The sequence below is a fragment of the Rhodothermus bifroesti genome (assembly GCF_017908595.1).
GTDB classification, from domain to species: domain Bacteria; phylum Bacteroidota; class Rhodothermia; order Rhodothermales; family Rhodothermaceae; genus Rhodothermus; species Rhodothermus bifroesti.
Window position 1 is genome coordinate 410,854 of sequence record NZ_JAGKTL010000003.1, and the last position, 26,746, is coordinate 437,599.

21 protein-coding genes are annotated in these 26,746 nt (G+C 55.9%); 11 read left to right on the forward strand and 10 right to left on the reverse strand.

Features of this window, described 5'->3' with window-relative positions:
• Nucleotides 1-19: 19 nt before the first annotated feature.
• On the reverse strand, nt 20-3,577 hold the full coding sequence (gene dnaE, locus J8E65_RS08740; RefSeq protein WP_210375362.1) for a DNA polymerase III subunit alpha: 3,558 nt from the start codon (nt 3,575-3,577) through the stop codon (nt 20-22).
• 133 nt (nt 3,578-3,710) lie between these two features.
• Here dnaE and J8E65_RS08745 point away from each other — a divergent pair, with 133 nt between their 5' ends.
• The 6 genes from J8E65_RS08745 (at nt 3,711) to J8E65_RS08770 (ending at nt 10,529) form a co-directional block, all read left to right on the forward strand.
• On the forward strand, nt 3,711-4,328 hold the full coding sequence (locus tag J8E65_RS08745) for an amino acid kinase family protein (protein ID WP_210375363.1): 618 nt from the start codon (nt 3,711-3,713) through the stop codon (nt 4,326-4,328).
• A gap of 138 nt (nt 4,329-4,466) precedes the next feature.
• A complete protein-coding gene (locus J8E65_RS08750) occupies nt 4,467-4,643 on the forward strand; it encodes a histone H1 (protein WP_210375364.1) in 177 nt (58 codons plus the stop codon).
• A 99-nt stretch (nt 4,644-4,742) separates the two neighbouring features.
• Nucleotides 4,743-5,624, forward strand: coding sequence for a DUF3078 domain-containing protein (locus tag J8E65_RS08755; protein ID WP_210375365.1), 882 nt, complete (start codon nt 4,743-4,745; stop codon nt 5,622-5,624).
• Between the two features lie 67 nt (nt 5,625-5,691).
• Complete coding sequence (locus J8E65_RS08760) at nt 5,692-7,839, forward strand: hypothetical protein (protein ID WP_210375366.1); 2,148 nt, start codon at nt 5,692-5,694, stop codon at nt 7,837-7,839.
• Nucleotides 7,782-9,098 (forward strand): type IX secretion system plug protein, encoded by a 1,317-nt coding sequence (locus J8E65_RS08765; RefSeq protein ID WP_210375367.1) that lies wholly within the window; start codon nt 7,782-7,784, stop codon nt 9,096-9,098. The genes J8E65_RS08760 and J8E65_RS08765 overlap by 58 nt, the downstream gene beginning before the upstream one ends.
• A gap of 48 nt (nt 9,099-9,146) precedes the next feature.
• Nucleotides 9,147-10,529 (forward strand): high affinity choline transporter 1, encoded by a 1,383-nt coding sequence (locus tag J8E65_RS08770; protein WP_210375368.1) that lies wholly within the window; start codon nt 9,147-9,149, stop codon nt 10,527-10,529.
• A 56-nt stretch (nt 10,530-10,585) separates the two neighbouring features.
• On the opposite strand, the gene J8E65_RS08775 is transcribed toward J8E65_RS08770, so the two are convergent.
• Together J8E65_RS08775 and J8E65_RS08780 are read right to left on the reverse strand one after the other, a co-directional pair.
• A complete protein-coding gene (locus J8E65_RS08775; RefSeq protein ID WP_210375369.1) occupies nt 10,586-12,121 on the reverse strand; it encodes a Do family serine endopeptidase in 1,536 nt (511 codons plus the stop codon).
• A 137-nt stretch (nt 12,122-12,258) separates the two neighbouring features.
• Nucleotides 12,259-13,659, reverse strand: coding sequence for a class II fumarate hydratase (locus J8E65_RS08780; RefSeq protein ID WP_210375370.1), 1,401 nt, complete (start codon nt 13,657-13,659; stop codon nt 12,259-12,261).
• 165 nt (nt 13,660-13,824) lie between these two features.
• On the opposite strand from J8E65_RS08780, the gene panC reads away from it, so the two are divergent.
• From panC to J8E65_RS08800, 4 genes are read left to right on the forward strand one after another with little or no spacing between them, the layout of a single operon-like run.
• Nucleotides 13,825-14,688, forward strand: a complete 864-nt coding sequence (gene panC / locus J8E65_RS08785) for a pantoate--beta-alanine ligase (protein WP_210375371.1) — start codon at nt 13,825-13,827, stop codon at nt 14,686-14,688.
• Between the two features lie 17 nt (nt 14,689-14,705).
• On the forward strand, nt 14,706-15,110 hold the full coding sequence (panD, locus tag J8E65_RS08790) for an aspartate 1-decarboxylase (RefSeq protein WP_210375372.1): 405 nt from the start codon (nt 14,706-14,708) through the stop codon (nt 15,108-15,110).
• Complete coding sequence (locus tag J8E65_RS08795; RefSeq protein WP_210375373.1) at nt 15,107-16,129, forward strand: WG repeat-containing protein; 1,023 nt, start codon at nt 15,107-15,109, stop codon at nt 16,127-16,129. Before panD ends, J8E65_RS08795 begins: the two co-directional genes overlap by 4 nt.
• A 59-nt stretch (nt 16,130-16,188) precedes the next feature.
• Nucleotides 16,189-17,049, forward strand: a complete 861-nt coding sequence (locus tag J8E65_RS08800; protein ID WP_210375374.1) for a 3-hydroxyacyl-CoA dehydrogenase family protein — start codon at nt 16,189-16,191, stop codon at nt 17,047-17,049.
• Between the two features lie 126 nt (nt 17,050-17,175).
• On the opposite strand, the gene J8E65_RS08805 is transcribed toward J8E65_RS08800, so the two are convergent.
• Nucleotides 17,176-18,210 carry a PhoH family protein gene (locus J8E65_RS08805; RefSeq protein WP_237181801.1) on the reverse strand — a complete coding sequence of 345 codons (1,035 nt, stop codon included), beginning with the start codon at nt 18,208-18,210 and terminating at the stop codon, nt 17,176-17,178.
• A gap of 117 nt (nt 18,211-18,327) precedes the next feature.
• Here J8E65_RS08805 and dapF point away from each other — a divergent pair, with 117 nt between their 5' ends.
• Nucleotides 18,328-19,182 carry a diaminopimelate epimerase gene (dapF, locus tag J8E65_RS08810; protein ID WP_210375375.1) on the forward strand — a complete coding sequence of 285 codons (855 nt, stop codon included), beginning with the start codon at nt 18,328-18,330 and terminating at the stop codon, nt 19,180-19,182.
• A gap of 63 nt (nt 19,183-19,245) precedes the next feature.
• On the opposite strand, the gene J8E65_RS12670 is transcribed toward dapF, so the two are convergent.
• The 6 genes from J8E65_RS12670 to flhA all read right to left on the reverse strand — a co-directional run bounded on the left by J8E65_RS12670 (nt 19,246) and on the right by flhA (nt 26,726).
• Nucleotides 19,246-21,336, reverse strand: a complete 2,091-nt coding sequence (locus J8E65_RS12670) for a peptidylprolyl isomerase (protein ID WP_210375376.1) — start codon at nt 21,334-21,336, stop codon at nt 19,246-19,248.
• A gap of 113 nt (nt 21,337-21,449) precedes the next feature.
• Complete coding sequence (locus J8E65_RS08820; protein WP_210375377.1) at nt 21,450-22,211, reverse strand: sigma-70 family RNA polymerase sigma factor; 762 nt, start codon at nt 22,209-22,211, stop codon at nt 21,450-21,452.
• A 24-nt stretch (nt 22,212-22,235) separates the two neighbouring features.
• Nucleotides 22,236-22,529 carry a hypothetical protein gene (locus J8E65_RS08825; RefSeq protein WP_210375378.1) on the reverse strand — a complete coding sequence of 98 codons (294 nt, stop codon included), beginning with the start codon at nt 22,527-22,529 and terminating at the stop codon, nt 22,236-22,238.
• A gap of 69 nt (nt 22,530-22,598) precedes the next feature.
• Nucleotides 22,599-23,372 (reverse strand): nucleotide-binding protein, encoded by a 774-nt coding sequence (locus J8E65_RS08830; RefSeq protein ID WP_210375379.1) that lies wholly within the window; start codon nt 23,370-23,372, stop codon nt 22,599-22,601.
• Nucleotides 23,373-23,375: 3 nt separating this feature from the next.
• On the reverse strand, nt 23,376-24,611 hold the full coding sequence (locus tag J8E65_RS08835) for a flagellar biosynthesis protein FlhF (protein WP_210375380.1): 1,236 nt from the start codon (nt 24,609-24,611) through the stop codon (nt 23,376-23,378).
• Between the two features lie 21 nt (nt 24,612-24,632).
• Nucleotides 24,633-26,726 (reverse strand): flagellar biosynthesis protein FlhA, encoded by a 2,094-nt coding sequence (gene flhA / locus J8E65_RS08840; RefSeq protein ID WP_210375381.1) that lies wholly within the window; start codon nt 26,724-26,726, stop codon nt 24,633-24,635.
• Between the last annotated feature and the right edge of the window lie 20 nt (nt 26,727-26,746).

The following is a 26,746-nucleotide window of genomic DNA, read 5'->3' on the forward strand; positions in this document are numbered from 1 at the left end:
TCAGGGCAGCCCCGCTTTTTTATGTGCGCATAGAGGATAGGCGACGGCTTTCAAGACGGACGGCTTCGGCGCCAAAAAGCTTCAGTGTCTGTTGCAAAAAACGGTCACTGAGCTCAACCAGGCATTGGCGACTCACCAGACGCTGGTGTCCGTTGGGGAATTGCGGGCTCAGTAGATCGAATTGCAGCTTGCAGGTCCCTGGATGCGCAGTGCACAATGCATGAAAACGCTCAATCTGCTCTACGGTCACTTGCTCTAGGTTAATTTGGACTACCAAGACTTCCACGAGCTCCCGCACCTTCCACATGGGCCAAACTTCGTCTACCAGTATTTTTACATTGCCGCCACGTACTTCTACCTGACCTTCGACCAGGACTACGGCATCCACTTCTAAGTGTGGCAATGCACGTTCCAGCACCGATGAAAACAGCACGAGCTCGCCTTGCCCGGTAAAATCTTCAATGGCGGCAAATGCCATGGGGCGGCCGTTTCGGCCAGTTCGGCGCTGCAGCTCGGTGATAATGCCACAAATGCGGTGGCGTGGCCGGTTGGGCTGTGCGGTAAAGCCATGAGCCGATCCATTCGTATATCCATTGGCCGCACCATTGATTTCCGGCGTTGCGTCGGTAGCTTCGAGCATGCGCGATAGCCCGGCCAGTGTGGCCGTAGCAAAGGCATTGACCTCGGCACGGTAGGCCTCAAGGGGATGGCCTGTGACATAAAAGCCGATTAGTTCGCGTTCTTCTTTCAAACACTGGGCACGTGACCAGGGCTGAACCACGGGCAAGTTGGGTTCGGGGAGGGCCGAGCGGGAGCCGCTAGCACCAAAAAGCGAAGCCTGGCCAAGAAGCTGCTCCCCCTGAAACTTCTGGGCGTACTGCAATGCCAGATCAATCGCCTCTAGCTTTTGTGCCCGGTGGCCCTCAAGATCATCCAGGGCGCCAGAGCGTACCAGGGCTTCCAGCACTTTTTTATTGACCACCCGCAAATCGACATGGCGCACCAGGTCGAAAATCGTACGGAAGGGGCCATGCTTTTGGCGTGCCTGGATGATGGCTTCAATGGCGCTCAAACCAACGCCTTTGATGGCGCCAAGGCCAAAGCGGATGCGGCCTGCTTCAACCGTAAAGTGCGCTTGGCTGTGGTTAATCGAAGGAGGCAGCAGTTCCAGACCCATACGGCGGGCTTCGTCAAGCACAACAGCCAGCTTTTTTGTGTCGCCCATTTCGCTGGTCATGGCTGCCGCCATGAATTCGGCCGGAAAGTTGGCTTTCAGATAGGCTGTCTGGTAGGCCACAATGGAGTAGGCGGCACTATGGCTCTTGTTAAAGCCATAGCCAGCGAACTTTTCCATCATGTCGAAAATTTCGTCGGCCTTTTCGGTTGGAATGCCGTGTAGGCGCGCGGCTCCTTCGCGAAAGACTTCGCGATGCCGCTTCATCTCTTCGGGCTTTTTTTTGCCCATGGCCCTTCGCAGCAAATCGGCTTGGCCGAGCGTGTAGCCTGCAATGACGCGGGCCATCTCCATGACCTGCTCCTGATAGACGGGAATGCCATAGGTGTTTTTGAGGACAGGTTCAAGCAGTGGGTGGGGGTATTCAACCGGCTCTAGGCCATGTTTACGTGCAATGTACTTTGGAATTAAGTCCATGGGCCCTGGCCGGTAAAGCGCGTTCATGGCGATCAGATCGTCGATCGAGGTAGGTTTCAGCTTGCGAAGCCACTCGCGCATGCCTTCGGATTCAAACTGGAAGATGGCCACCGTTTCGCCCCGCTGAAACAGTTCAAAAGTCTTGGGATCGTCAAGCGGAATTTGATCCAGGTCAAGCTCTAAACCATGGTTTGCTTTGACGAGGGCCAGTGTATCGTTGAGAATGGTAAGCGTTTTGAGTCCAAGAAAGTCCATTTTGAGGAGACCGAACTCCTCGATCCACTTGCCGTCGTACTGGGTCGTGATGGTGTCGTTGTCTTTCCCTTTGGCGATGGCGATGGGGATGTAGTCACTGAGCCGGCCTGGAGCAATGATGACCCCTGCAGCATGTACGCCTGTATGCCGGACGGAGCCCTCGAGCACTTCGGCGTAATGCAGTAACTTACGGATTTGCGGATCGCTGCTTTGCTTAAGTGCGCGAAGCTCGGGTACCTCTTCGTAGGCCTCAGCCAGTGTAACTTTAGGCCCTTCGGGGATGAGCTTGGCGATACGGTCGGCTTGTGCAAGTGGAATGCCCAGCACGCGGGCCACGTCGCGAATAGCCATTTTGGCCCCCATCGTGCCAAACGTAATAATTTGACAGACGTTTTCCCGGCCGTATTTTTGCACCACGTAGTCAATCACTTTGCCTCGGCCTCGGTCATCAAAGTCGATGTCGATATCGGGCATGGAGACGCGTTCAGGGTTCAAAAACCGCTCAAAAAGGAGGTCATACTTTAGCGGATCAATGTTCGTGATGCCCAGGCAATAGGCCACGGCACTTCCGGCAGCTGATCCGCGCCCTGGTCCAACGCGCACCCCTAGCTGGCGCGCTGCGGTAGTGAAATCCTGCACAATCAAAAAATACCCGGCAAACCCCATCTTTTGGATAACCGACAGTTCGAACTCCAGGCGCTCGGCAACAGCTTGAGGTAAAGGATCGCCATAGCGACGGTGCGCCCCCTGAAAGACCAAGTCGCGCAGGTAGGCATCCATGTCGCCGCCGTACTCGGCCGGGATAGGATAGTGGGGCATGAGCAGTCGGCCTAGAGGAAGCTGAAAGCGACACTTTTCGGCTACCTCAGCTGTTGTGGCCATCATCTCATCGACTAAAGAAGGAGGGATATCGGCCAGTAGGGCCTGGCGCATTTCAGCAGGGCTTTTGAGATAGAACTGGTCGTTATCAAACCGCATCCGGTTTGGATCTGAAAGGTCCTTGCCCGTTTGTAGGCAGAGCAATACGTCGTGGGCTTCGGCATCGGTGCGATCGACATAGTGTACGTCGTTGGTGGCTAGCACCTTGACGCCGTATTCCTTAGCCCAGCGAAGCAAAACGGCATTGACTTTTTTCTGCTCTAGGAGGCCGTGATCCTGAATTTCGATGTAGTAATCCTCGCCAAACAGTTCCAAATACCACTCAAAGACTTTGCGTGCAGCAGCCTCGCCCTGTTCGAGAAGGGTTTGGGGAATTTCGCCTTGCAAACAGCATGTTGTGGCAATCAACCCCTCGCGATATTGCACCAAAAGCTCGCGATCGATGCGTGGCTTGTAGTAGTAGCCTTCGAGGTAGGACAGCGAAGAAAGCTTGATGAGGTTACGATAGCCAGTTTCGTTTTTGGCCAGCAAGACTTGATGGTAACGGGTGCGTTCGTTGCGATCGAAACGACTGCCCGGTGTCAAATAAAACTCACAGCCGATAATGGGTTGGAGACCCATCTTTTCAGCGGTGCGGTAAAATTCAGGGGCACCAAACAAATTGCCGTGATCGGTGATGGCGACAGCCGATATGTCGTAGGCAGCCGCTCGCTTCAGCAAGGATTCGATCCGGGCAGCCCCGTCAAGCAGCGAGTACTGGGTGTGGCAGTGCAGATGGCAAAAGTGCTCCATAGCGTAAGGTAAAGATAGGTGAGCGCCTGCGCCGGCTCCTATAAGGAAAGACGTCGCAGCAACCCACGCAAGCCTTTCGCGAATCTTTTGCGGGGGCGCAGCGTAGCCCGAAAGCTTAAAAATAACAAAACGTATGCTGACAAGGTTTTTGTACCTGGACGAGCAGTGCTTGGAGGACTTGCTGTTTGTGGATTATCTGGCACGCATCTTAAAGCAGCTCACAGCACCGCTGGTTTTGGTGCATGGAAGCGGAGGGCGTGCTGAGCAGCTGTTGGAAGCTGAAGGCTATGTGCCTCGAAGGGAAAAAGGCGTGCTCGTGGTACAGTCGGCACGGGAACAGATGCTGATTGAGCGGGGAATCCGAGAGACCAATCAGCGCCTGGTGGCTGAACTGAGCGAACGACTGGTGCCTGCCGTAGGCATTCAAGGCACCGATCGCGGACTGCTACGCCGAGAATGCGATGGGACGCTGAAGGTTGGTCGCGTTGACTGGCTGCGCACGCTGCTTGCCCAAGGCATCTGGCCTGTGCTCTCTACCTTAGCACGCGAGCATGCGCAAGCCGTCGAGGTGAATCCAGCTGAGATGCTCTCCGCTTTAGCCAAAGCTTGGCCTTTAGATGCAGCTCAAGTGCTGCTGCTTGCAGACCCCAAAACGCACCAACCGGCTGCAGCAGATGTAGCGCACCACCTTCTTCAAGAAGGCATTCCCTTGTGGGTCGGTCCCCTAGAAGCGTTACGCAAGCTACATTAATGCGGTTTTTTTGCGCCTTTCGCGCTACGCGCTCCTTGACAGTCACAGCAGCAGGTGTTAAGTTGCGCATAAATTCTACCGTATCGGCTACCGATCCGGTGTGCTACTAGAGAACCTAAAACCGATGGAGGTTTAGCTATGAACCGCTTTGAACAACTCCGTGATTTTGTCATGGGCCTGGAGGCTGATTTCAAAAAATTCTACGAAAAAGGCAACAAAGCAGCTGGTACGCGGGTGCGCAAAGCGATGCAAGACCTCAAAAAGCTGGCCCAAGAGATCCGCGTAGAAATTCAGGAGAAAAAGAACCAGATGTAAAGCCGCGCTTGACCGCTTCTTTTATCGAGTGCGTAAAAGGCTATGCGTAAGGCATAGCCTTTTTTGTTGATAGACAAATATGAAGGTATTGGTTATAAAATGCTGAAAATTAAAAACTTGTTTGTAGTATTCATAGGGATATCTACACCACTGCAAGCTGCGCCACATGGTTTAGCGGATACGACACAGGTTTGGTGGAAGCGGTCGCTGGGGGCTCGGCTTTCGGCCACGCAAGCTTCTTTTAGTCATTGGGCTGAAGGAGGACTGAGCGCATTGGCCCTTTCGGGAGCAATCAATGGAACGTTTGAGCGCTTGTCGCCGGCCTGGCGCCAACTCTACGACATACGCCTCTCGCTAGGGGTGGTAAAGCAGGATACGCTAGAGCTGCGTAAGGCTGAGGATGTGATTCGGGTAGCCGCTTCTTTGCAGTATCGGGGGGATGGATTTTTTGGCTTGTTTAATCCAACGTTGTCGGCAGATGTGCGCACGCAATTTGCCTCAGGCTACAACTACACCAAAAATCCGTTTGGTGACGGACGTCAGCCACCGGTAAAGGTGTCGGACTTGTTTTCGCCGGCCATTTTTAACCAAGCCCTAGGGCTTACCTATCAGCCCGACGGCTGGTTTCGCCAGCGGCTAGGCGTGGGTGCCAAAGAGACGGTAGTATTGCTGGAGCGTCTACGTGCACTTTACGGATTAGCCCCAAATCAAACGGTACGCTTTGAGGTTGGGGTAGAATCTCGCACAGAGCTAGACCGGCAGCTTTTTGAAAATGTGCGGCTTAAGTCCCGTCTCGGGCTTTTTGGCGCCTTCAACAAGCCTGATCTTCCGGATATGCTTTGGGAAAACCTGCTTGAAATGCAGGTCAATAGCTGGTTAGGGACGAGTTTGGAAGTGGTGGCCTTGTATGACCGGGACATCAGTCGCCGCGTGCAACTCAAGGAAGTGTTTTCGTTGGGCGTTACCATTAAGTTGATTTGATCGCCTTGAAGGCAGGTGTTCCGAGGCATTATTCTTAGCTTGCTGCACGCCAGCGGGGCTAGAAAGCATGTGGATCCCGGAACGATACCGCAGTACGCGGGGATGCTTACTGTTGTATGTTGCGCTGGGGATAGCCTTATGGCCGGTACCACTGTTAGGTATGCTGCACGTCGAGGCAGCGGCGCTATGGGCAACGGTGGCTTTTTTTGTGGCAGGATGGTGGACGATCGGCTACGTGCGTTTTGGGGGTAACTTGGATGAGGCCCTTAAGGTGCAACTCGGCTTATTGCTGATACCTTGGCTACTGCTCAGCGTGACCACAGTATGGCGTCCAAACTGCGACTACCTACGGGGTTTGCTATTTTTTATACTTTTCCCACCTGTCAGCGTAGCTTTAGCGGTTGCATTGGCTGGGGCCCTGGAGGCGATTCGCCTTAGGCGATCGCGGCTATGGTTTGTGGGTGTGGGGCTTGGGCTGATGGTGATACCGGTTTTTTACGACCTGCGATGGCATCCGCAGCTGTACACCTATAATCATGTTTTTGGAGGCATTCTAGGCCCTATCTATGAGGAAGCGTTGGCTCTAAGGCCAGGTCTGTTTGTGTTTCGAGCTGTTAGCTTGCTTTGGGCTTTGTGGCTATATGGTGTTTGGCGGTTTTACCAGGCCATTTGGACAGAGCGCTTCGTCTGGTACCGAGCGCAGGTAGGACTGGCATTGTTGCTAGCGGCCTGCTACCAAATGGCTGAACCTTTAGGGTTTAACACGTCTACCGCTCAGCTAGCCCGGGCGCTGCCAGGCCAGGCCTCTTGGGGTCAGGTGATACTGCATTACGATCCACGTTTTTTGAAGCCTGGGATGGCTGCTCACTATGCCCAGAAAGCGGCTTATTTTTATGAACGACTCTTGCAGCAGTTCGATATTACAGATCCAGAGCTGGTGCACCTTTGGGTGTTTTCGGATCCAGAGCAGCGGGCGCAACTTACCGGAGCGCGGCAGGCCAGCGTGGCCTTGGTTTGGCTACCACAACCCCAGGTGCACTTGTGGCAGGGAGCCTTTGCACGTACGATAGCCCACGAGCTGGTCCATGTCGCGGCTCGGCGTTGGGGAGTGTTGGGGATTTCGCCACGCATTGGGTTGCTTGAGGGTTTGGCGGTAGCCTTGGAGCCCCCCGACGGTAGGCCAACGCCACATGAACAAGCTGCTGTAGCGGCCGCCATGGTGCGGGATCCAGAAAGCAGACTTGCTGATCGGGTTGCCACTCTGGTGACACCGCAAGGCTTTTGGACAAGCCGCAGCGCTGTGGCGTATACCCTAGCTGGATCGTTTGTACGTTTTCTTTGGGACCACTATGGAGCAGATCCCTTGCAACAGGTTTATCGTGGCGCCTCATTTCAGAAAGCTTATGGCCAACCTTTGGAAGCCCTGCTTAGGCAGTGGCAGCAGATGCTGCAGCTGTTGCCGGCCGTCGACCGCGGTACATGGGCTTATGTAAGGCGGCGTTTTGCGGTGCCTGCACTCATAGAGCGGCACTGCCCGCACTACGTGCCGCCAGAAGTCCGCGCCTACGAGGCAGCGCAACGCGCCTTGCTTTATGGCGATACCCTGCAGGCATTGCAGCACCTAGAACGCGTCGGAGAACGTTATCCTTTAGCGCTTGCGCTTTGGGCACGGATTCGGTTGCTACGCGGTGAAGCCCTAGCGGTACTGGAGCGCCTAGGGGACCTGTCGGCTTTGTCTAACTGGCTGGTGCTAGCGCGGTACCGAGCCGATGCCTGGGCTTTGTCTGGCTCGGTCGATGCAGCCCGCCGCGCCTATGCCCAGCTTTACGCTCGGTGGCCCCTGTATGATTGGGAAGGCCGACTCGGGTTGGTGTTGCGCCAACAGATCGCCGATCAGCCCGAAGCATTGCGCAAGTGGTTTCAGCAGGAAAATGAAGGATGCTGGTGTGAAGCCGAAGTCCTTGACGTATCTTTAGCTCCGAGCTTACCCGATGGCCAATTGCTTTTGCTGCAGAGCTATCTGGAAATGCAAACAATGATCCGTGCTTGCCGTCAGGGTCGATGGGATGAAGCGCAGCGGCGAGGTGAGCAGCTTTATGCCTTGCTGCAACAGGCGGGTGCTTATGCACAGGCAGCCCGGGTCGCAGAAAATTTGGCATGGTACACTTGGCTACAACGCGCGCTTGCGGGGCGGCCTGCCTACTGCTGCTTTTAGTGGGAGCCTGTGCCGCAACCCAAGAGGCTGGACAGCCTGTAGGCGCTGCTCGTGCGCAACATGCACCAACACTACCTAGCAGGATAGGCCCGGGTTTGCTCCCAGATGGAGAAGCGGTGGGATTGGTGCAGCTCTACCAAGGAGAAGATGAGCGCCAGTGGCCGATCTTACGCCTAGGAAGCCGCGATTATTTGACCCTAAGCTTTGATCTTTTGGCGGCCCAGGCACGGCCGCTTTCGATTTACTTTTATCATGCCGATTACCGTTGGCAGCGCGACCTATTGCCCGCAGAGTATCTGGCGTCGTTTCACCGAGACGATCTGCTGGCGGCTGAACCTTCGATCCATACTGACTTGGCCTACCAGCATTACGTGTATCGCTTCCCTAACGAAAGCATCCAGTTTCGGCTAAGCGGGAACTACATTCTTCGGGTGACCGAACAAGGGCAGGAAGATGCCGTTTTGTTTGAGCGAGCGTTTTTTGTGGTTGAGCCCAGGTTACAGGTGGAGCTCGCTTTCGATGCGTTTCTGGGGAGTCAGGCTGCGCAGCAGGTGCGGCCGCTAGCTCGCTTCCAGGTGCCCGTTGAAATGAGTGCCGCAGTGTTCGACTTTACGGTTTGCTTTGCCCGTAACGGAGGTTTTGAAGCAGTGCGCTGCAGCCGACGGCCACTTTTGGACGAACAGCCTATGGTGAGTTTTACGTTAGCACCTGAAGAAGCTTTTCCACCGGAGCCTGCCGACTATTTTCTGGACCTAAGCACCTTGCAACCCGGAGGGCGCATTCAGCGTGTCGACCGAGGCACGCAGCCGCCGGAGGTGTGGTTGGAGCCGGATTACGTACGTTTTGGCGGAAGTGATGTCGAGCCGCTTTTGGCTGGGCAGTCGGTGGTAACCGCGGTAGTGCGTGATGCGCCTGGCGATCCTAGCGTGGCTGCCGCGTATGTGCGGGTACGTTTTCGATTGGTGCCTGAGCGACCTTTGGGCCGAGAAGTATTTCTCATAGGCAGTTTTTCAGGATGGCAAGTGCGACCTGCTTATCGAATGCGCTGGCATCCAGAGCAGCGTTACTATGAAGGAGAAGCCTTGGTGAAGCAGGGTTGGCATGCTTACCGCTATGTGCTTGGCGGCGACGTTGCATTGCGGGCAAATGCACAAGCAATGCCGCGCTCGGAAAATGTATACACTGCCTTGGTGTACTTTCGCGACAGCAGCCGCGGCACCGATCGGCTCCTTGGGATAGGGAATCAAACCGCACCGTAAAACGTTTACGCGGACGTTTTTGCCTACTAACCCTGAAAGCTTGCCGCGATGCCACTGGTTCTTTTGGGGATAGGCCTCTATGTGCTCATGCAACTCTTTATAGGGGCCTGGGTCTCTCGGCGCATTCGTACAGAAGCCGACTACTTGCTTGCCGGACGTAGCTTAGGCTATGGTTTGACGACCTTTACGGTGTTTGCTACGTGGTTTGGAGCCGAGACCTGTATTGGTTCCGCAGGATCTATTTACGCCGAAGGTCTGGCTGGAGGAACAGCAGATCCTTTTGGCTATGGGCTTTGTTTGCTGTTCATGGGGCTGTTTTTTGCGGTGCCGCTTTGGCGACGTGGCCTAACCACGCTGGCCGACCTGTTTCGGCAGCGTTACAGCGTTCGGGTTGAGCGTTTAGCCGTGCTGCTATTGGTGCCTACCGGACTGCTGTGGGCTGCTGCACAAATCCGTGCCTTTGGGCAGGTGCTGGCTGCTTCTTCGGGGTGGAATGTTGAGCTGACGATCACGTTGGCGGCTTTGGTGGTGATTGTTTACACCATCTCTGGTGGGCTGCTAGCCGATGCGTGGACCGACCTCATCCAAGGGATTGCGTTGATTATTGGCCTAGGGGTACTGGGCGTTGCGGTATGGCAGCAACAGGGCGAAATGCTGCTGCAGGTGCCTGCCGAACGCATCAACCCCTTTCACGGCTATGATAGCTGGTGGGATGCGGCAGAAGCATGGGCGATTCCTGTCTTTGGCTCGGTGCTTTCGGCTGAGCTTGTATCGCGCATTTTGGGGGCTCGATCTGCAGAAGTTGCTCGACGCTCTTCCCTGATAGCCTCAGGTATTTACTTGCTGGTAGGACTGATCCCGGTTTCCTTAGGGCTGATGGGGCCTATGATTCTTCCTGGGCTAGAGCATCCGGAACAACTCCTGCCGCGCTTGGCTGGGCAATACCTGCCAACGCTGCTTTACGTCGCTTTTGCTGGGGCCCTGGTATCGGCCATTTTGTCGACGGTCGACAGTGCATTGCTGGTAGCTTCCTCTTTGGTTTCCCATAACCTAGTGGTTCCTCTGCTTCCCGGGCTTTCAGAGCGGCAAAAGGTGTGGATTGCTCGAGGGGGGGTAGCCCTCTTTGGGGTGATCGCATATATCATGGCCCTCTATGCTGAGGGTGTGTATGCTTTGGTTGAAGAAGCTTCGGCGTTTGGCAGTGCTGGCTTGTTTGTGGTAATCCTGTTTGGGCTGTTTTCACGCTATGGCGGGGAGTGGACGGCACTAGCCACTCTGGGAGCCGGGATTACCAGTTGGGTTTTAGGTGCTTACATTTTTGAGTGGCCCCATCCGTATCTCACTTCGCTGGGCACGGCATTCTCGGTTTATCTGCTAGGGATGTTGCTGGAACGGATGCCGATACGTGCCGAATCGGTATCCACTTCTTAAAAAAGTGGGGAAGCCGCTTGGGCTTCCCCACGGGCTACCCCAAATCGCTAAAAGGCTTAAGAAGGTTTGCGTAGTGCAGTAACGAGCGTGCCGTTCGACTGCGGGTCCCGTACGCGCAGCAGAAACATAGCTCCAGGCTTAATGGCTTTGTAAACCTGCTCAAACTCCCGCACATTGCGCACCGGTTTGCGGTCGACTTCGATGATCAGAAGGCCGCTGCGCAAGTTGGCTTCGCGGTAAGCGGCGCTGGCAGGATCCACATCCGTAATAAGCACGCCTTGCACATCGGTGTTTTCTAGGCCAAAGCGCTGCGCCAACGCCGGCGTCAGGTCGGCAATCGAGATGCCTAGCTCTTGTTTGAGCTTAGAGGCTGAGCCTTCTCCGCCGCTAGGAGAAGGACTGCTGGAGGCTGTCGGGTTGTCTGCCGGTGCAGAACCCAGGCGTACGGTAACCGTGCGCTTTTCTCCGTCGCGGTTGATCGTGATTTTGATTTCTTCGCCTGGTTTGCGCGTACCAATCAGTTTAGAAAGCTGCAGCGAATTGGTTAGCTCTTGCCCATCGACGGCAACGATAATGTCGCCTGGCCGGATGCCTGCTTTTTCGGCGGCTGAGCCTTCCTCAACCGAAACCACCTGAGCTGCGCCATGAGGCAGGTTGAGCGCGCGGATCACCGCCGGCGAGGCTGCTGTGTATTGCACCCCGAGCCGTGCCCGTTCTACCCTGCCGCTTGCGATAAGCTGGGGTACCACGTATTGTACCACGTCCACTGGGATGGCAAAGCCAATGCCCTGATAGCCTCCCGTACGGGTCATAATAGCCGTGTTGATCCCAATCAGCTCTCCGCGCAGGTTGACCAGCGGGCCGCCCGAGTTGCCTGGGTTAATGGCAGCATCGGTCTGGATGTAGTTTTGCACTGCTTGGCCAAAGCTCGTGTAGCGGTTAATCGCACTGATGATGCCCGCGGTTACCGTATTGCTCAGCTGCTCAGAAAGGGGTGATCCAAAGGCCAGTACCCATTGCCCTACGCGGATTGTGCTTGCATCGCCCATGGAGATGTAGGGCAGGTTCTGGGCCTCGATCTTGAGCACAGCCAGGTCGCTTTGAGGATCAGTGCCTACAATCTTGGCGCTATAGGTGCTGCCATCGAACAGCACCACCTGCAGCTCGTCGGCCCCCTCAACAACGTGGTTGTTGGTGACCACGTAACCGTCGGCACGAATGATCACCCCCGAGCCTAAGCCCTGCGAGCGAAACTCTTCAGGCTGATTGGGAATGCGGAAGTTGAAAAAGTCCTCAAACGGTGTTCCCTCAAACGGATTCCACGTAAAGGGCCGGCGGCGGATAATCTTTTCAGAGCGAATCTGGACCACGGTAGGATTCACCCGCTCCGCTACGGCGATGAACGCTTCCTCGAGCGAGCTGGCATCCAGGTTCGTTAAGCGTGTGCCACCGGTTTCTTGGCTGGCCAGTGTGGGGGTAGTGGCACGTTCTCCCAGGCCCAACAGGTTAGCTCCGGCTGTGGTAAACAGCACGCCGGCCAGAAAAGCGATAACCAGCAGCGCCACAATCGACAGCGTACGTTTGCGTTGCATAGCAGCAAGTAGGTTTTAGGGTTGGCAAGCTGTGTAGCCTTGTGCCGGAAAAGAAACGATGCGAAGCTGTCGTTTCGTATAAACAACAACGCGCAGGCCGTTTTGTGCCTGCGCGTTGTGGAGAGACAGCCAGCAGGCTATTTACCTGGAATGCCAGGCTCGGTCATTTCACGGACATTCAACACGCGGTCGAGTTCTTCATCAGACAACAGGCCCATTTCCTTGACCACTTCACGGACCGACTTGCGCTCCCGAGCTGCACGTTTGGCCACCTCGGCGGCCTTGTCGTAACCAAGGATAGGATTCAGGGCCGTCGCAATAGAAGGATTACGTTCAAGCAACTCGCGGCAGCGTTCGCGATCCGCTTCAATACCTTCGATGCACTTAGTGCGAAAAACTTCGCAACCATTTGTCAAAAGCTGGATGCTTTCGAGCAAGGCATAGGCCATGACAGGCATCATCGTGTTCAGCTCAAAGTTGCCGTGCTGGCCACCGATGGTAACGGTTAGGTGGTTGCCCATAACGCGGGCGCAGATCATCATTAAGGCTTCGTTGTGCACCGGATTGACTTTTCCGGGCATGATCGACGAGCCAGGCTGCACAGCCGGCAGCCGGATTTCTGCCAATCCACTGGTAGGACCGCTGGCCAGCCAGCGAATGTCGTTGGCGATTTTCATGAGCGCTACGGCTAGCGTGTTCAGTGCGCCTGAGACCGAGACATAGGCGTCTTTGCTGCCTTGCGCCTCGAAATGATTTTCTGCTTCGCGAAAGGGCAGGCCTGTTAGGTCACTGATGTGTTCTATAGCCCGTGGGGGAAAGTCGGGATGCCGGTTAATGCCGGTGCCTGTTGCGGTGCCGCCTAAAGCCAGCTCGGCCAGTTCGTGCGAGGCGGTGCGTAGCCGACGAATGGCATGGTCAATCTGGGCCGCATAGCCACTAAATTCTTGGCCTAGACGCACCGGGGTCGCATCCATTAAGTGGGTGCGGCCACTTTTCAGCACGTCGTCGAACTGTACGGCTTTTTCTTGAAGGGCGGCCCGCAAGCGCAACAATGCCGGGATCAGTTCATTTTCCAGTGCGACACGGGCCGCAATGTGCATGGCAGTAGGAATGACGTCGTTTGATGATTGCGACATGTTGACGTCATCGTTGGGGTGAACGAGCTTGCTGCCCCGCTGCCCCCCGAGCAGTTCAGTAGCCAAGTTGGCGATCACTTCATTAGCATTCATGTTGGTCGAGGTCCCACTACCGGTTTGAAACACATCGACCACAAACTGATCATCGAGCTCGCCACTGATGACGCGTAACGCCGCTTTTTCGATAGCTTCAGCTTTGTCAGCTGCCAACAGACCCAGCGCTCGGTTAGCTCGGGCTGCTGCTAGTTTGATAATCCCCAGGGCTTCAATGAACCGGCGCGGAAAGCGTATTCCGCTAATTGGAAAGTTTTCTACGGCCCGTTGGGTTTGGGCGCCGTAAAGCGCATCGGCTGGGACGCGCACTTCGCCCAGCGAATCGCGTTCAATGCGGTAGCTTGGCATGGCTGCATTGGCATTTTCGGTGACACAGCGTGCGTATAAACTACGATCGATTAGGCGGAAAAAGGACCATAAGTGACGCGGCGGCATTTTTTAGCGCTTTTTTTGGCGAGCACATAAGCAAGGGATTTTTGTAGATTAGGCAGCGGTAATAGTGCCGAAGTTTTTATGGAAGTGATTCAGACCGTGGCAGCCATGCAAGCCCATGCCGAAGCGCGGCGACGCGAAGGACGCCGGCTGGCTTTGGTGCCTACGATGGGCGCGTTGCACGAGGGCCACTTGACCCTAGTAAGCGCGGCTCGCTGCCATGCCGACCACGTCACCGTATCGATCTTCGTCAATCCCACGCAGTTTGGGCCTGGTGAAGATTACGCGCGCTATCCACGCCAGTTAGCACGTGATGTGGCTGCCTTAGAGGCGTTAGGTGTGGATGTGGTATTTGCTCCTTCGGTTGCTGAGATGTATCCCGAAGGGCCCGAGGCAAACCTCACTTGGGTCTATGTGGAACGGCTCGATGCGCACCTATGCGGTCGCTACCGGCCTGGGCATTTCCGAGGGGTGACAACGGTCGTGGCCAAGCTCTTTAACATTTGTAAGCCCCATGTAGCCGTTTTTGGGCTTAAAGACGCCCAGCAATTTCAAATTATCCGACGTATGGTGCGCGACCTGCACTACGATATCGAACTGATCGGTGTGCCAACGGTGCGGGCTGCAGATGGTCTGGCGCTCTCGTCGCGCAATGCGTACCTAACGCCAGAAGAACGAACGCAAGCAGTGGTGCTCTCGCAAGCCATTGAGGCTGCCCAGCAGGCTATTCGTCAAGGGGAACAGCGGGTAGAGGCTATTGTTGAAGCCATGCGTCAAACGTTGGCACGTGCGCCATTAGCACGCGTGCAATATGCTGAGGTGGTCGATGCGGAGACGCTCCAGCCAGTTGACCGCATCATGCCCGGACAGCAGGTGTTGATAGGTGTTGCTGTATTTTTTGGACAAACCCGCCTGATCGACAGTGCGTTTGTTGAGGTCCCTTAAATCTTCCCGGTCTACACATGACGATCACCATGTTTCGCGCGAAGCTGCATGGGCTTCGCGTCACCGATGCGGATCTGTATTATGAGGGATCAATTACCATCGACGAAGAGCTCTTGGAACTAGCGGGCATTCTGCCCTACGAGAAGGTACAGGTCGTCAACGTAAACAACGGGGATCGTCTAGAAACGTACACGATTCCTGGTAGGCGAGGGAGCCGGATCGTCTGCCTAAATGGTCCAGCTGCCCGTAGAGCGGTACGAGGCGACCAGGTGTTGGTGATCGCGTATGCCCAAATGACCCCTGAAGAAGCACAGCAGCATCGGGCCCGTGTGGTGCTTGTGAGTGAACAGAACGAACCCCAGCAGATCTTGGAGTATGCCGTGTCGCCTTCTACAGTGGTTGAAAACGGGGCTAGGGTATGAGACGAGGTGTGTTTTTCGGACTCTTCCTATTGGTTAGCTACAGTGGGCTTTATGCGCAGTCGCAGGTGCTTTTGCCGGTAGCCACGCCCGACGGATACGGCTTTGTGACCAGCGAAGGCCAGCTCGCCATTACGCCCCAGTTTGAACGTGTGCTGCCTTTTGCTGAAGGGCGCGCTGGTGCGCAACTGGACGGTCGATGGGGGTTTGTTGATACGACGGGCCGGTGGATTGTTTTGCCTAAATACGATCATGTTTTTTCCTATCAAAATGGCTATGCGCGCGTGCAGCTAGGGGAGCGCTGGGGTTTTGTCGATAGCCAAGGTCAGGAAATCATCCCACCGCGGTATGTGGCTGCGCGTGACTTTGCTCAAGGCCTGGCGCCGGTGGGATTTGCCCAAAAGCTACTTGTTGTCATGCGGCGTACGCGCTGGGGCTTTGTCAACAGCACGGGTGAACTGGTGATTCCGCCCCAGTTTACGCAGGCGTTATCGTTTAGCGAAGGGCTGGCTGCAGTTGAAACGGGCGAGCAAACGCTTTTTGTGACTACCGAACGTCGATGGGGGTTTATAGATAGCACAGGTCGTTGGGTCATTCCCCCCCGCTACAGCTCAGCACGGAGTTTTTCGGAAGGGTTAGCGCTGGTGCGCGAAGGTGGTCGCACGCTGTTTATCGATAAGCAGGGTAATGTTGTGCTGGAGGTCCCTTACCGACAGGTGTTTAGCTTTGCTGAGGGCAGGGCCCGGGTTTCCGACGGCACCGCATGGGGATTTATTGATCGCACCGGCGCGTTGGTCATTCCGCTGCGCTATGAGCAGGCGCTAGATTTTTCCGAAGGGCTGGCCGCCGTGCGTATAGGAGGGCGGTGGGGCTACATCAATCCAGAGGGAGATCTTGTCATTCCAGCTCGTTATGAACAGGCACGTCCTTTTACCCAAGGGCGAGCGCTTGTCGTCGAACAGGGGAGGTTGACCTATATCGATCCTGTGGGGAGGGTCTACTGGCAAGCTGGCACCCCTTGAGGATAAGATCTGAATTTTGTACGTTTGAGCCCTGTTGAGACAGGCACCTAAGGCCCACCATGGAGATTTCGACGGTTGCCGTTATCGGGGCGGGTACCATGGGACGCGGCATTGCCCAGGTGGCGGCTGTGCATGGGCTTACTGTGCGACTCGTCGATACGTCTGAAGCAGTGCTGCAGCAGGCATTTCAAACTATCGAGCACCACTTGCAACGCCAGCTGAACAAATCGCTCATCACGCTCGAGCAGGTCGAGGCTGCACGCAAGCGGATCACCTGCTTGACCGATATCGCGGCGGCAGTGGCTGATGTAGAACTGGTTATCGAAGCTGTACCTGAAGACCCTACGTTGAAAGGGCAGTTGTTTGCTGCATTGGATGCGCAGGCACCGGCACATGCTATTTTAGCCTCCAATACGTCCTCGATTTCCATTACTTGGTTGGGTACCCGCACTCGGCGTCCAGAGCAGGTGATCGGCATGCATTTTTTTAATCCGGTGCCGGTAATGCGCCTTGTAGAAATTGTACGCGGCTTGAAGACCAGTCAAGCGACGTTTGAGGCGGTAGCAGCTTTAGCGCAACGGCTGGATAAGGTTCCCGTTGCGGTGCAGGATGCCCCTGGTTTCGTCTCTAATCGTGTGCTTATGCCCATGATCAACGAGGCGGTCTATTGTGTGATGGAAGGGGTGGCTTCGGTTGAAGACGTTGATCGGGTGATGCAACTGGGCATGGCGCACCCGATGGGACCGCTAGCGTTGGCCGACTTGATTGGGTTAGATGTATGCCTGGCTATTTTGGAGGTGCTCCATCGCGAGCTGGGTGAGGATAAGTACCGCCCATGCCCCTTGCTACGCAAGATGGTGGCTGCTGGGTACTTAGGGCGCAAAACTGGGCGGGGTTTTTATGAATATCCTGCGGCTTAGAGCTCATGAAAAACCCCACCATGACACCCCCTATCAAACTTCAACGGCCTATGGAAAGCTCTACGATTTCCTACCGCAAGCGCAGCATACCATTTTATCGACGCCCCGGCGTGGCTGCATGGGCTGTTATTGTGGTGATGGCGCTGCTGCTGACCCTGTATTTTGTCCACCTGTCGTAACCGTCGTACGCCCATTGCCGTTTTGTTCGCGTTGGGCAAAGCGCTCGTAGGCTTCGATGATGTCTTTTACCAGACGGTGGCGTACCACGTCTTCTCGGTCGAAATAGACAAACCCAATGCCCTCGATACCCTCGAGGACGTGGCGGACTTCCACTAAGCCGCTGCGTTCAGGGCTAGGAAGATCGGTTTGGGTAATATCGCCTGTAACGATAGCGCGGCTATTGGCACCTAGACGGGTCAAGAACATCTTCATTTGTTGCGTGGTGGCATTTTGCGCTTCGTCTAAGATGACGAAGGCCGAGTTGAGCGTGCGGCCGCGCATGTAAGCCAACGGCACGATTTCCACCACGTTCTGCTCCATAAGCGCCCGCAGGCGCTCGCGCGGTAACATGTCTTCTAGAGCATCGTAAAGTGGGCGCAGGTAAGGATCAATTTTTTCCCGGAAATCACCGGGTAGGAAGCCCAGCCGTTCTCCCGCCTCTACGGCTGGGCGCGAGAGCACAATACGCTTAACCTGTCGCGCTTTCAGGGCTGCAACCGCCAGGGCTACAGCGGTGTAGGTTTTGCCTGTACCGGCAGGTCCGATGGCAAACACAATGTCGTTTTTCCGGGCCATTTCGACCAGCTTTCGTTGGTTAGGTGTTTTGGCCCGCACGGGCGTTCCACTGGGCGTAAAGAGGATGACATCGTCAAGGACTGTTTCAGCTAGGCCTGCCCCATCACCGGCAGTAAATAGGGCCAAGACGGTGTCGACGTCCCGTTCCAACAGCTGGCCGTTTCGGTTGAGGACCACGATGAGCTCGCGTACAGCCCTTTCGATGCACGCTAACGTTTCGCTTTCACCGCGCAGAATAAGCTGGTTCCCTCGAGCAATGATCTGCGTTTCCGGGAAGGCAGCCTCGAGCTTGCGTAGATAAACGTCGCCTAACCCAAAGAGCAAGACCGGGTCGGCGTGCTCAATCACCAGTCGCTTTTCCGCCAATGTAGGTTCGATGCTGGTTTAGGTGAACGTTTGACTTCAATGGAAAATTCTTTAGGCACCACCGTTTAACGGTGCGTCTTGCACTTGGTGCCCGTTTTTCACCCACGGTTTATACCTATGGCTACACCACTGATTCTGGAATTTACCAAAATGAATGGGGCGGGGAACGACTTTATCGTTATTGACAACCGGTTTTATGTGTTTTCGGATGAAGAGCTTTCAGCTTTAGCCCGGCGGTATTGTCCTCGGCGCGTAGGCATTGGAGCCGACGGCTTGTTGGCGCTCAACGCTCCTCAGCAGGAAGGCGTGCACTATCGCATGCGGTATTTCAATGCGGATGGCAGCCAAGGAACCATGTGTGGGAATGGGGCGCGTTGTCTGGCACGCTTTGCGCGCATGGCAGGCCTAAAAGCTGCGCCGTTGTGGTTTGAGACCGATGCCGGTTTGTACCATGTTGACGTGCCCGACGATCCACAGGCGCCCGTTCGGCTATACGTTCCCCCCCCACAGCACTATACCCCTAGGCCGGCCTTGGAGACCTCGCTGCCAGAGACGATTGAGGCTGCCGCGTTCATTTGGACGGGTACCGAGCACTTGGTGTGTTTTGTGCCATCGGTGCAAGCTGTCGATGTGGCCTATTGGGGCTTGCAGCTTCGGCACGATCCGGCACTGCAACCTCGTGGAGCAAACGTAAACTTTGTGGAAGTACTCAGCAAAAGTGCCGTGCGCGTGCGCACCTTCGAAAAGGGGGTTGAGGCCGAAACGCTCGCCTGCGGCACAGGGGCACTGGCAGCTGCGCTGGTAGCCTGGCAGCAGCAGCGCGTGGAGCAGTTGCCCATTGCCGTACACATGCCTGGCGGCGTGCTCACGGTAGGGGTTGATCCAACAGCGCAGCATGGCTTCTTTCTGGAAGGGCCAGCGGTTGTGGTCTATCGCGGAACAGTGGAAGTGCCTATGCCCTTGGTGCCATAAAACGCCGAAGGCACCTTCTACAATCAGAAGGTGCCTTCGGGCAGGTGTAGTTCAGCGAGCGACTTACAACTCGAAGCGGCGCCGGTGGTCTTTAATCTCTGCTTGTTCACGCAAAGCAGCTGTCCACTGACTGAGTACCTGTTGCCGGCGCTGATTAAGCAATTGCTGGCGAATTTGGTTTCGCATGGCTTCGGTCAGTGGAGGGGGTTCATAAAGCTGCGTGAGCTGTACTACAAAAGCTGCATTTTCCCCCGCGACAACGTCTGAGGTTTGTCCTTCCTGAAGGCCAAAGACGGTCCCGACAAAGCGGGGCTCACGGCCTAGGCCTGGAAGGATCGTTTGCGTATAGCTCAGCTGGGTAATGGTTTGTACGCTCGTGCCCAGGGCACTGGCCAGTCCATCAAACCCGTGTTGGGCAAGGGCCCGGCGCAAGCGCGCCACCTGAATTTCCTTTTTCTTTTCCAGTAAAACGCGCGGCCGCAGCTCTTCGCGCACTTCCTCAAAGGAGCGGTAGCCTTCAGGTTCTATGCGAACGAGATGCAGCACGATAAACCGGTCGTCTAGCTCGATAACTGGGCTGACGGCTCCTTTGCGGGCATCGGCCAAAAAGTTTTGTATGGCTCGGCTTTGACCAATACCCGGGATAATTTGCTGGCCCTCCTCGATGCGCATGTCCTGCACTTGCAACCCTAAGCGTTGGGCTTCAGCACGGAAATCGCCAGACTCGCTGGCATAGTAGGCCAGGTCTTCCATGCGCTCTTGAATGCGGTTGAGCGTGGCCAGCGAAGGGGTAAGGGGGAGCGCTAAATCGGCCAGTTGCACTTCCTGCTGAGCGCGACCGGTTACTTGAATGAGGTGGTAGCCAAAGCGGGTTTCGACCGGGCCGACCACCCGTCCTAAGGGGGCCTCAAAGGCAGCCTTTTCAAAGGGCTCCACCATACGCCCGCGGCCAAACCATCCTAGGTCGCCACCACGGTTGGCACTGCCTGGATCATCGGAGTGCTCACGGGCTAGCGTTGCAAAATCGGCACCTTGCTCCAGCTGGCGCTTGAGCGCTAAAGCTTCTTGGCGAGCGCGCTCACGCGCTGCAGCATCCCCTTCCGGTGCTTGTAGTAAAATGTGGCGGGCGCGAACGACCACTTCGTTCGAGGGGCGCACTGCACGAATCTTAATCAGATGGGCCTGATTTCCGGAAATCACTGGACCAACGACAGCGCCCGGTTCCAAATGGCCAAAAACCGCTTCGCCGATTGCTTCGTCGAGCTCATCACGCCGGAAAAACGCATCGGTGTAGGGCCGCTCCGAAGCATAGCGGACCAAAAAGAGTGAGTCGTTTTCTGCTTCAGCAAAGCGCGTTTTAAGCTGATTGAGCTCATTTAGTACCTGTGCTGTATCCTCGGCTGTGGGCGTTTTGGGCAAGCTGGCATAGCTCACCAAATACGTACGCTTTCGCTTGAAGTCTTCTCGGTGTGCGTTGTAGTAGCGGCGTAGGTCGCTATCGGACACCGAGACCGAATCGTCAGGCACTTCAGCATAGCGTAAGGCAATGTAGTGGGCATCGGCGCGAAGCGTGCGTCGCCGGTATTCTTCTTCGACTTCTTGATCAGAGACGCGAACGGTTGCCAAGAGCAGTTGCTCCAGTTTTTGCCGACCCCGCTCAGCCCTTAGGTATTCTTCCAATCGGATCCAGTCTTCTCGGGCAGCCGGGTTGTCAATAAAGTTCTGGAGCAGGGCGCGGTTGACATTGCCATTTTCATCGCCAAAGTAGGCCTTAATGATGGGGTGGGGATTTTCTCCCAGCACCATCTGTACAACCTCGTCGTCGGTTACGCGGATGCCCAGCTTTTTCATGGCCTGCTCGCGCAGCCGCTCTTCGATCAGGGCGTTGAAGACCTGCTCCCGGATGAGGTCAGTAAGCTGGGGGGTAGGTGACTCTCCGGTCTGTTGCTGGAAGGCTTGCAGTTGCGCTTCGACAGCGCGAGCGTATTCTTGATACGAGATGGGTTCACCGTTGACTTCAGCAATAGTGTCGCCGGTGCGGCCGATCACGTCAAAGGCCCCTGTATCCTGCAGTACCCAGATGATGCCGAAAGAAATCACCAAAATCCACAAAATGACTCCGGTCTGCTCCCGGAGTTTGTTCATGATGCCCATGCACGCAACACGGTTTGGTTGACTACCACCGGGTAGGAATTACGTGGGTAGAAGCGAAATCTTCTACATCACGTGCTGCATGTAACGGTTAGCAGCAGCGTTTTGTTCGAAGCTCAGGCAACGCGGGGGTGGATGCGTTGGATGTGCGTGCGGAGCATCACTAAGGTTTTTCCCAAAATCTGGGATATGCGGGCTTCGGTGAGTCCCATCAGCTGGGCAATCTCACGCAGGGTAAGGTTTTCGTAATAGTAGAGGGCCAGGATGTTTTGCTCGCGCTCAGGCAGTTTTTTGATGAGCGAAGCGACGTATTCGATGAGCGATTTGCGATCGATAGTTTCGAAAGCCTGCTCGGCTTCTTCATTGGGAATGGTTTCCAGGACAGCTTGTTCACCTTCATCGTTGAGGGTGTCTTGCAAAGAAAGGGCATAGCGGCACTGGGCGTCGGAGAGCAGCGCATAGTATTCGTTGAGTGAAATGCCTAGGTAGTCGGCCACGTCTTGGTCTTCGGGCTCGCCGCCCAGCAGTTGGCGTAAGCTTTCAAGGGCCTGTTGGAGCTCGGCCAGCTTGCGACGTCGCTCCCGGGGCAGGGCATCGATGGAACGGAGGTAATCGACCAGCGCGCCGCGAATGCGGCCGTAGGCATAGGAAGCAAAGGGGGTGCCGCGGCTGGGGTCGTAGCTGTCGAGTGCTTGGAGCAACCCCATGAGCCCTACATTTTCCAGGTCTTCACGGGTGACCAGCGGATGGTCAGGGATGCTCAGCCGGCCGACCAATGCCCGTACTAAGGGGACGGCCGCCAGCACGACGGCTTCACGGTTAGCCGGCGAAGGGTCAGCGGCGTGTTGCTCGGCAAGGCGCTGCAGATCCGTGCCCATAGAAGGCGATGCGCAAAATCAGACTTAAGCGGCTGCGGGCGTTGGCGTTCGGGAGGCCGTTGGTGCGGCAGTTTTTGCTGAAGTCTCGGAATCTCCATCCGGTAGGGTTCCCTGCTGATCCTTAGTGGGTTTGGCAGTCGATGTTTGCTGCAGAATCCACCGCACCGTGAGATAGCCTCCTAGTAGGACCAAATAGCTACCCACTGCTGCAGTAGCAGCACTGAGCAGTGCACGTTCTAGCGGCACAAATTTCCATAGTTGCCAGAATAGCACAAAGGCACCTAGCAGGCTACTGGTGTAGGTTAGCAAACTTCGCATGGCCCTTGAGGGTGGGGGTTTTACATGGGTTTACAAAGCACAAAAGGCAAGATGCATGCCATCTAAGGCTTAGGAGGTTGGGCAAGAGGCTGCGTGGGTCGTTTTGCCGTGAAGGAGGGCATAGGCTAAGCGTTCAAAGGCGTTACGCACGGGTCCGGGCTGTTGAACGGCTGGTTGCTGCATCAGCACGCTGCGGCGGATCTGGGTCGCGTAGGGTATCCAGCCTAGAAATGTTGGGGTTTGGTGGAGGAAGTGCTGCGTTAGGGTAGCGAAGCGATCGGCAATGCTGCGGGCTTCGGCTTCGGTATCGGCAAAGTTAACGACGCAGCTAAGTGGATAGTGGGGAGCGTGCTGCCACAGCAGTTTGCATAGTCGATAGGCATCGGCTATGGCGGTTGGTTCTCCCACCAGCAGCAGCAAGCCCAGGTCTGCGCGATCCAAGGCCCAGCGCACTGCGCCTTCGGTACCAGCTGGGGCATCCAATAGCACAATGGTGTGGTTGTGGCGCAGTTCTTTTAGCAGCCAGTCCAGCGTGGCGTAGAGCTCCTCCTGCTGTCCATCTGCTTGTCCGGCTTCGGTCACGGCCTGAACCAGGGTAAGGCCGCTGCTTGTAGGATGCAGCACGTCTTCAAGGGTGGCCTGGTCCCGCATGAGGTCTAGCACACTGGCTGCAGGGGATTCGTTCAGCAGGATGCTACAAGCACCTTGGCCAAAATCGACGTCTACTAGGGCTACGCGTTCGCCCTGCATAGCCAGCGTTTCCGCTAGGTTAACGGCGAGAACGCTTTTGCCTACGCCTCCTTTTCCACTGACTACAGCAACAACTGTTGAACGGCGTTTCATAGGTTACAACCGAAGTAGCTGCTCAATATAGGCAGTAGGTGAGAACGCTTCTAGGCTTTCAGGCACGCGGCTGCCGCTCGATAGGCAAACAACGGGTCGGGCTAAGGCTACAAGCCAGTCGTAGAGCCGACCAGGCCGTCGCACTTCGTCCCAGTGCGTGAGCACCAACGCATCGGGCGACAGCGGTAGCCGCTGCAGGAATTCTGGCGGTAAGTCTTCGAGGTTGGTCGTAGCATTGAGCGTAAAGAGTACCTGAAGGGGTACAATCGGCGACAGGAGCTGCCGCAGCTGCAGCAGAAGACGACGTGCTGGCCCTTCCAGGAGAGGAAGCGAAGGCGTGTCGATCAGCACCTGATCAAAACCTTGTAGGCGTCGAAGGGCGGCCGCCATCTCATCAGGCCTACTAACTGTCTGGACGGGCAGCTCAAAACGGCGATACAGATCTACAGGGCTGATATAAGGCTGGGATTCAACCTCCTCTGGCATGAGAACCAACACGGCCACCAAGCGCCTGCCAAAGAAACCTGGATGCCGGGCCAATTTAAGCACGACAGAGGTTTTGCCTGAACCAGCTGCGCCAATGCATACCAATGTGCCTTGCAATGGTCGAGGCGTGGTGGGCGAAAGTTGGCGTCGCATTTCACGCGCTAGGGCCCAGCGCAACTGCTCTTCGGGCTGCTCTGGGTCAAATCCTTGGGCAAGAAGCCGGTCAAAGAGCCGGATAACCGTAGCGGAGCGCAACCCCTGGCGCAGCAGCTCTGTGGCCAGCGGATGTGCCAGCCAGCGATGCGAGGTGCCTACCAGCGCGCTTCCCAACTGTCGCTCCAGCCGTGCCAGTCGACGGCTGAGACGTTCTAGCTGGACCTCTGCCGAACCCGCCGTAGCACTAGGCGCAGGTGCTGGAGGTGCTGTGCGTTGCGGAAAAAGTTGCCCGCGCCCGTTTAACGTAGCGGCCGGCTTTTCCGGGCTTGCCTGCGGGGCTACAAGCACCTCTGCAGTGTCGTTTGCCGCAGGTGTCGTTTTCCCGACCGCTTTTTGTGCTCGAGCCAGCGCAGCTCCATAGCCATAAGGGAGCGCTTCGGGCATCTCAAGCCGCTCGTCCACCATAATCGTAATGCGGGCCGGCTGATCTCCTTGAGGAGGAATAGATTCCAGCAACACCACGTCGTCGCCAAAGCGGCGGCGCGCTTCTAGCAAGGCAGCCTGAATGGTTGCTCCAGTGAGTGTTTGAATGCGCATGGTTTAAGCTAAAGGCATGCACTAAGGAAGCCGCAATTGCTCGACAACTTCTACACGGACATCCGGTAATAAATCGTTGTAGGACAGTATGTTAAGGTCTGAAACTGAAGGTGTTAAGAAGCTATACAACACCGGTCGGAGTACCGGTGAGGTAAGCAGGATAGGCGGACGCCCTTCGCTCAGCATGCGTTTGGTGAGGCGGTCTGCCTCTTTGAGCAGGCGATCCGCCTGTCGTGGCTCCAAGCCCAGGGTACTAGGATGCAGTTCTCCTGCCTCGGCTTGGTGTAGCAAGTGCCGTTCCAATACAGGATCCAGCACAAAGGCGTAGATGGCGCCGTCTTGAGACAGGAATTGGCGCGTGATGGTAGGCGCTAAGGCATGTCGCACGTACTCGGTCAGCACATCCAGGTTTTTTGTGCTAGTGGCATGGTCGGCCAGTGTCTCGAGAATGGCGACCAAGTCTCGTATAGGGATGCGTTCGCGCAGCAGCTTTTTGAGCACTTTTTGGATAGCGCCCAGGCTGAGTAAGCCTGGGGTGAGCTCCTCAATCAATGCCGGGTGTGTTTCTTTGACCTTTTCGAGCAGCTTTTTGACTTCTTGACGGTCTAAGAGCTGGTGTGCATGTTTGCGGAGTACTTCCAGGAGGTGGGTGGTGATGACCGCAGGCGCTTCGACCACCGTCAAGCCCAGGCGTTCTGCCTCAGATAGGTTGCGCTCGGCTACCCAGAGTGCAGGCAGACCAAACGTTGGATCTTGCGTACGCAGTCCAGGTGGGGTTTCTTCAAGCCCTTCCGGCAAGAGGGCCAGGTAGTAGCCCGGAAGCACTTCCCCTTCGGCAACCGGATTGCCCCGAAGTTTGATGACGTAACGGTTAGCACCTAAGCGCAGGTTGTCTCGAATGCGCACTGGAGGAATGACGATACCCAACTCTAAAGCCAGTTGCTGGCGCAGCACTTTGACGCGATCCAGCAAATCGCCATGTTGATTGGGATCTACAAGGGGAATCAGGCCGTAGCCGATTTCTAGCTCTAACGGATCCACAAAAAGCAACGCCGTAGGGTCTTCGACAGGTTGGGGTTGGGACGGAGGCGTTTCGGGTTGCTGGGCGCCCACTTTTTCCTGCATCTCAGCTTGCCGTCGTTGAAACCCCAAAAGCAATGTAGCACCTGCCAACATCCAGAAAGGCAGTAGTGGCAACCCGGGAACCAACCCCAACAGTACCAAAAAGCTGCCTGTGATCAGTAACGGATAAGAGCGTTTGAAGAGCTGTCCCTTGAAGTCCTCGGCCAGGTTCGATTCGCCGCTGGCGCGTGAGACGATGATGCCTGCCGCGGTAGAAATCAACAGCGCCGGAATTTGGGAAACCAGGCCATCGCCGATCGAAAGAAGCATGAAGTTCTGGGCTGCTTCGGCGGCCGACATGCCCTGTTGAAAAACGCCAACTAAAAAACCCCCAACGATGTTGACCGCCGTAATGACTAGTCCCGCGATGGCGTCGCCGCGTACGAATTTGCTCGCGCCGTCCATAGCCCCGTAAAAGTCGGCTTCTCGGGCGATTTCTTCGCGGCGGCGCCGGGCTTCCGTTTCGTCAATGAGCCCAGCGTTTAGGTCGGCGTCGATCGCCATCTGTTTGCCTGGTAAGGCATCGAGCGTAAAGCGTGCCGCAACCTCTGCAATGCGGCCAGAGCCTTTGGTGATTACTACAAAGTTGATGATCACCAGTACGATAAAAATGATGGCCCCTACCACATAGTTGCCAGCTACGACGAACTGCCCAAAGGCGCTAATCAGTGCACCGGCCTTGCCTTCGCTAAGGATGAGTCGCGTGGAGGCTACGTTCAGCGAGAGGCGGAACAGGGTGGTAAGCAGCAGTAAGCCCGGAAAAATCGCAAATTCTAGCGGTCTGGCGGCATAAAAAGCCGTGAGCAAAATGGCCAAACTGATCGTAATGTTGGTGGCTAGCAGAACGTCGAGCAGAAACGGGGGCAGCGGCACCAGCATCACAAACAGGATAAAAACGACGCTACTGGCCAAAAAAGCCTCGGTATTGACCCGGCGAAGCAGCGTGCCCACGGGTGTGGCCGGCGTATTCGTGACAGAGACAAGGTTTGCCATATACTCCTTTTAGGCCGAAG

What these genes read in the sequence shown, in the direction of transcription:
- panD (WP_210375372.1), top strand. Translation starts at nt 14,706, where the DNA reads ATGACGATCACCATGTTTCGCGCGAAGCTGCATGGGCTTCGCGTCACC.
- J8E65_RS08820 (WP_210375377.1), bottom strand. Translation starts at nt 22,211, where the DNA reads ATGGGCACGGATCTGCAGCGCCTTGCCGAGCAACACGCCGCTGACCCT.
- J8E65_RS08835 (WP_210375380.1), bottom strand. Translation starts at nt 24,611, where the DNA reads ATGCGCATTCAAACACTCACTGGAGCAACCATTCAGGCTGCCTTGCTA.
- dnaE (WP_210375362.1), bottom strand. Translation starts at nt 3,577, where the DNA reads ATGGAGCACTTTTGCCATCTGCACTGCCACACCCAGTACTCGCTGCTT.
- panC (WP_210375371.1), top strand. Translation starts at nt 13,825, where the DNA reads ATGGAAGTGATTCAGACCGTGGCAGCCATGCAAGCCCATGCCGAAGCG.
- J8E65_RS08780 (WP_210375370.1), bottom strand. Translation starts at nt 13,659, where the DNA reads ATGCCAAGCTACCGCATTGAACGCGATTCGCTGGGCGAAGTGCGCGTC.
- J8E65_RS08830 (WP_210375379.1), bottom strand. Translation starts at nt 23,372, where the DNA reads ATGAAACGCCGTTCAACAGTTGTTGCTGTAGTCAGTGGAAAAGGAGGC.
- J8E65_RS08760 (WP_210375366.1), top strand. Translation starts at nt 5,692, where the DNA reads ATGTGGATCCCGGAACGATACCGCAGTACGCGGGGATGCTTACTGTTG.
- J8E65_RS08775 (WP_210375369.1), bottom strand. Translation starts at nt 12,121, where the DNA reads ATGCAACGCAAACGTACGCTGTCGATTGTGGCGCTGCTGGTTATCGCT.
- J8E65_RS12670 (WP_210375376.1), bottom strand. Translation starts at nt 21,336, where the DNA reads ATGGGCATCATGAACAAACTCCGGGAGCAGACCGGAGTCATTTTGTGG.
- J8E65_RS08770 (WP_210375368.1), top strand. Translation starts at nt 9,147, where the DNA reads ATGCCACTGGTTCTTTTGGGGATAGGCCTCTATGTGCTCATGCAACTC.
- J8E65_RS08755 (WP_210375365.1), top strand. Translation starts at nt 4,743, where the DNA reads ATGCTGAAAATTAAAAACTTGTTTGTAGTATTCATAGGGATATCTACA.
- flhA (WP_210375381.1), bottom strand. Translation starts at nt 26,726, where the DNA reads ATGGCAAACCTTGTCTCTGTCACGAATACGCCGGCCACACCCGTGGGC.
- J8E65_RS08765 (WP_210375367.1), top strand. Translation starts at nt 7,782, where the DNA reads ATGGTACACTTGGCTACAACGCGCGCTTGCGGGGCGGCCTGCCTACTG.
- J8E65_RS08800 (WP_210375374.1), top strand. Translation starts at nt 16,189, where the DNA reads ATGGAGATTTCGACGGTTGCCGTTATCGGGGCGGGTACCATGGGACGC.
- dapF (WP_210375375.1), top strand. Translation starts at nt 18,328, where the DNA reads ATGGCTACACCACTGATTCTGGAATTTACCAAAATGAATGGGGCGGGG.
- J8E65_RS08825 (WP_210375378.1), bottom strand. Translation starts at nt 22,529, where the DNA reads ATGCGAAGTTTGCTAACCTACACCAGTAGCCTGCTAGGTGCCTTTGTG.
- J8E65_RS08795 (WP_210375373.1), top strand. Translation starts at nt 15,107, where the DNA reads ATGAGACGAGGTGTGTTTTTCGGACTCTTCCTATTGGTTAGCTACAGT.
- J8E65_RS08745 (WP_210375363.1), top strand. Translation starts at nt 3,711, where the DNA reads ATGCTGACAAGGTTTTTGTACCTGGACGAGCAGTGCTTGGAGGACTTG.
- J8E65_RS08750 (WP_210375364.1), top strand. Translation starts at nt 4,467, where the DNA reads ATGAACCGCTTTGAACAACTCCGTGATTTTGTCATGGGCCTGGAGGCT.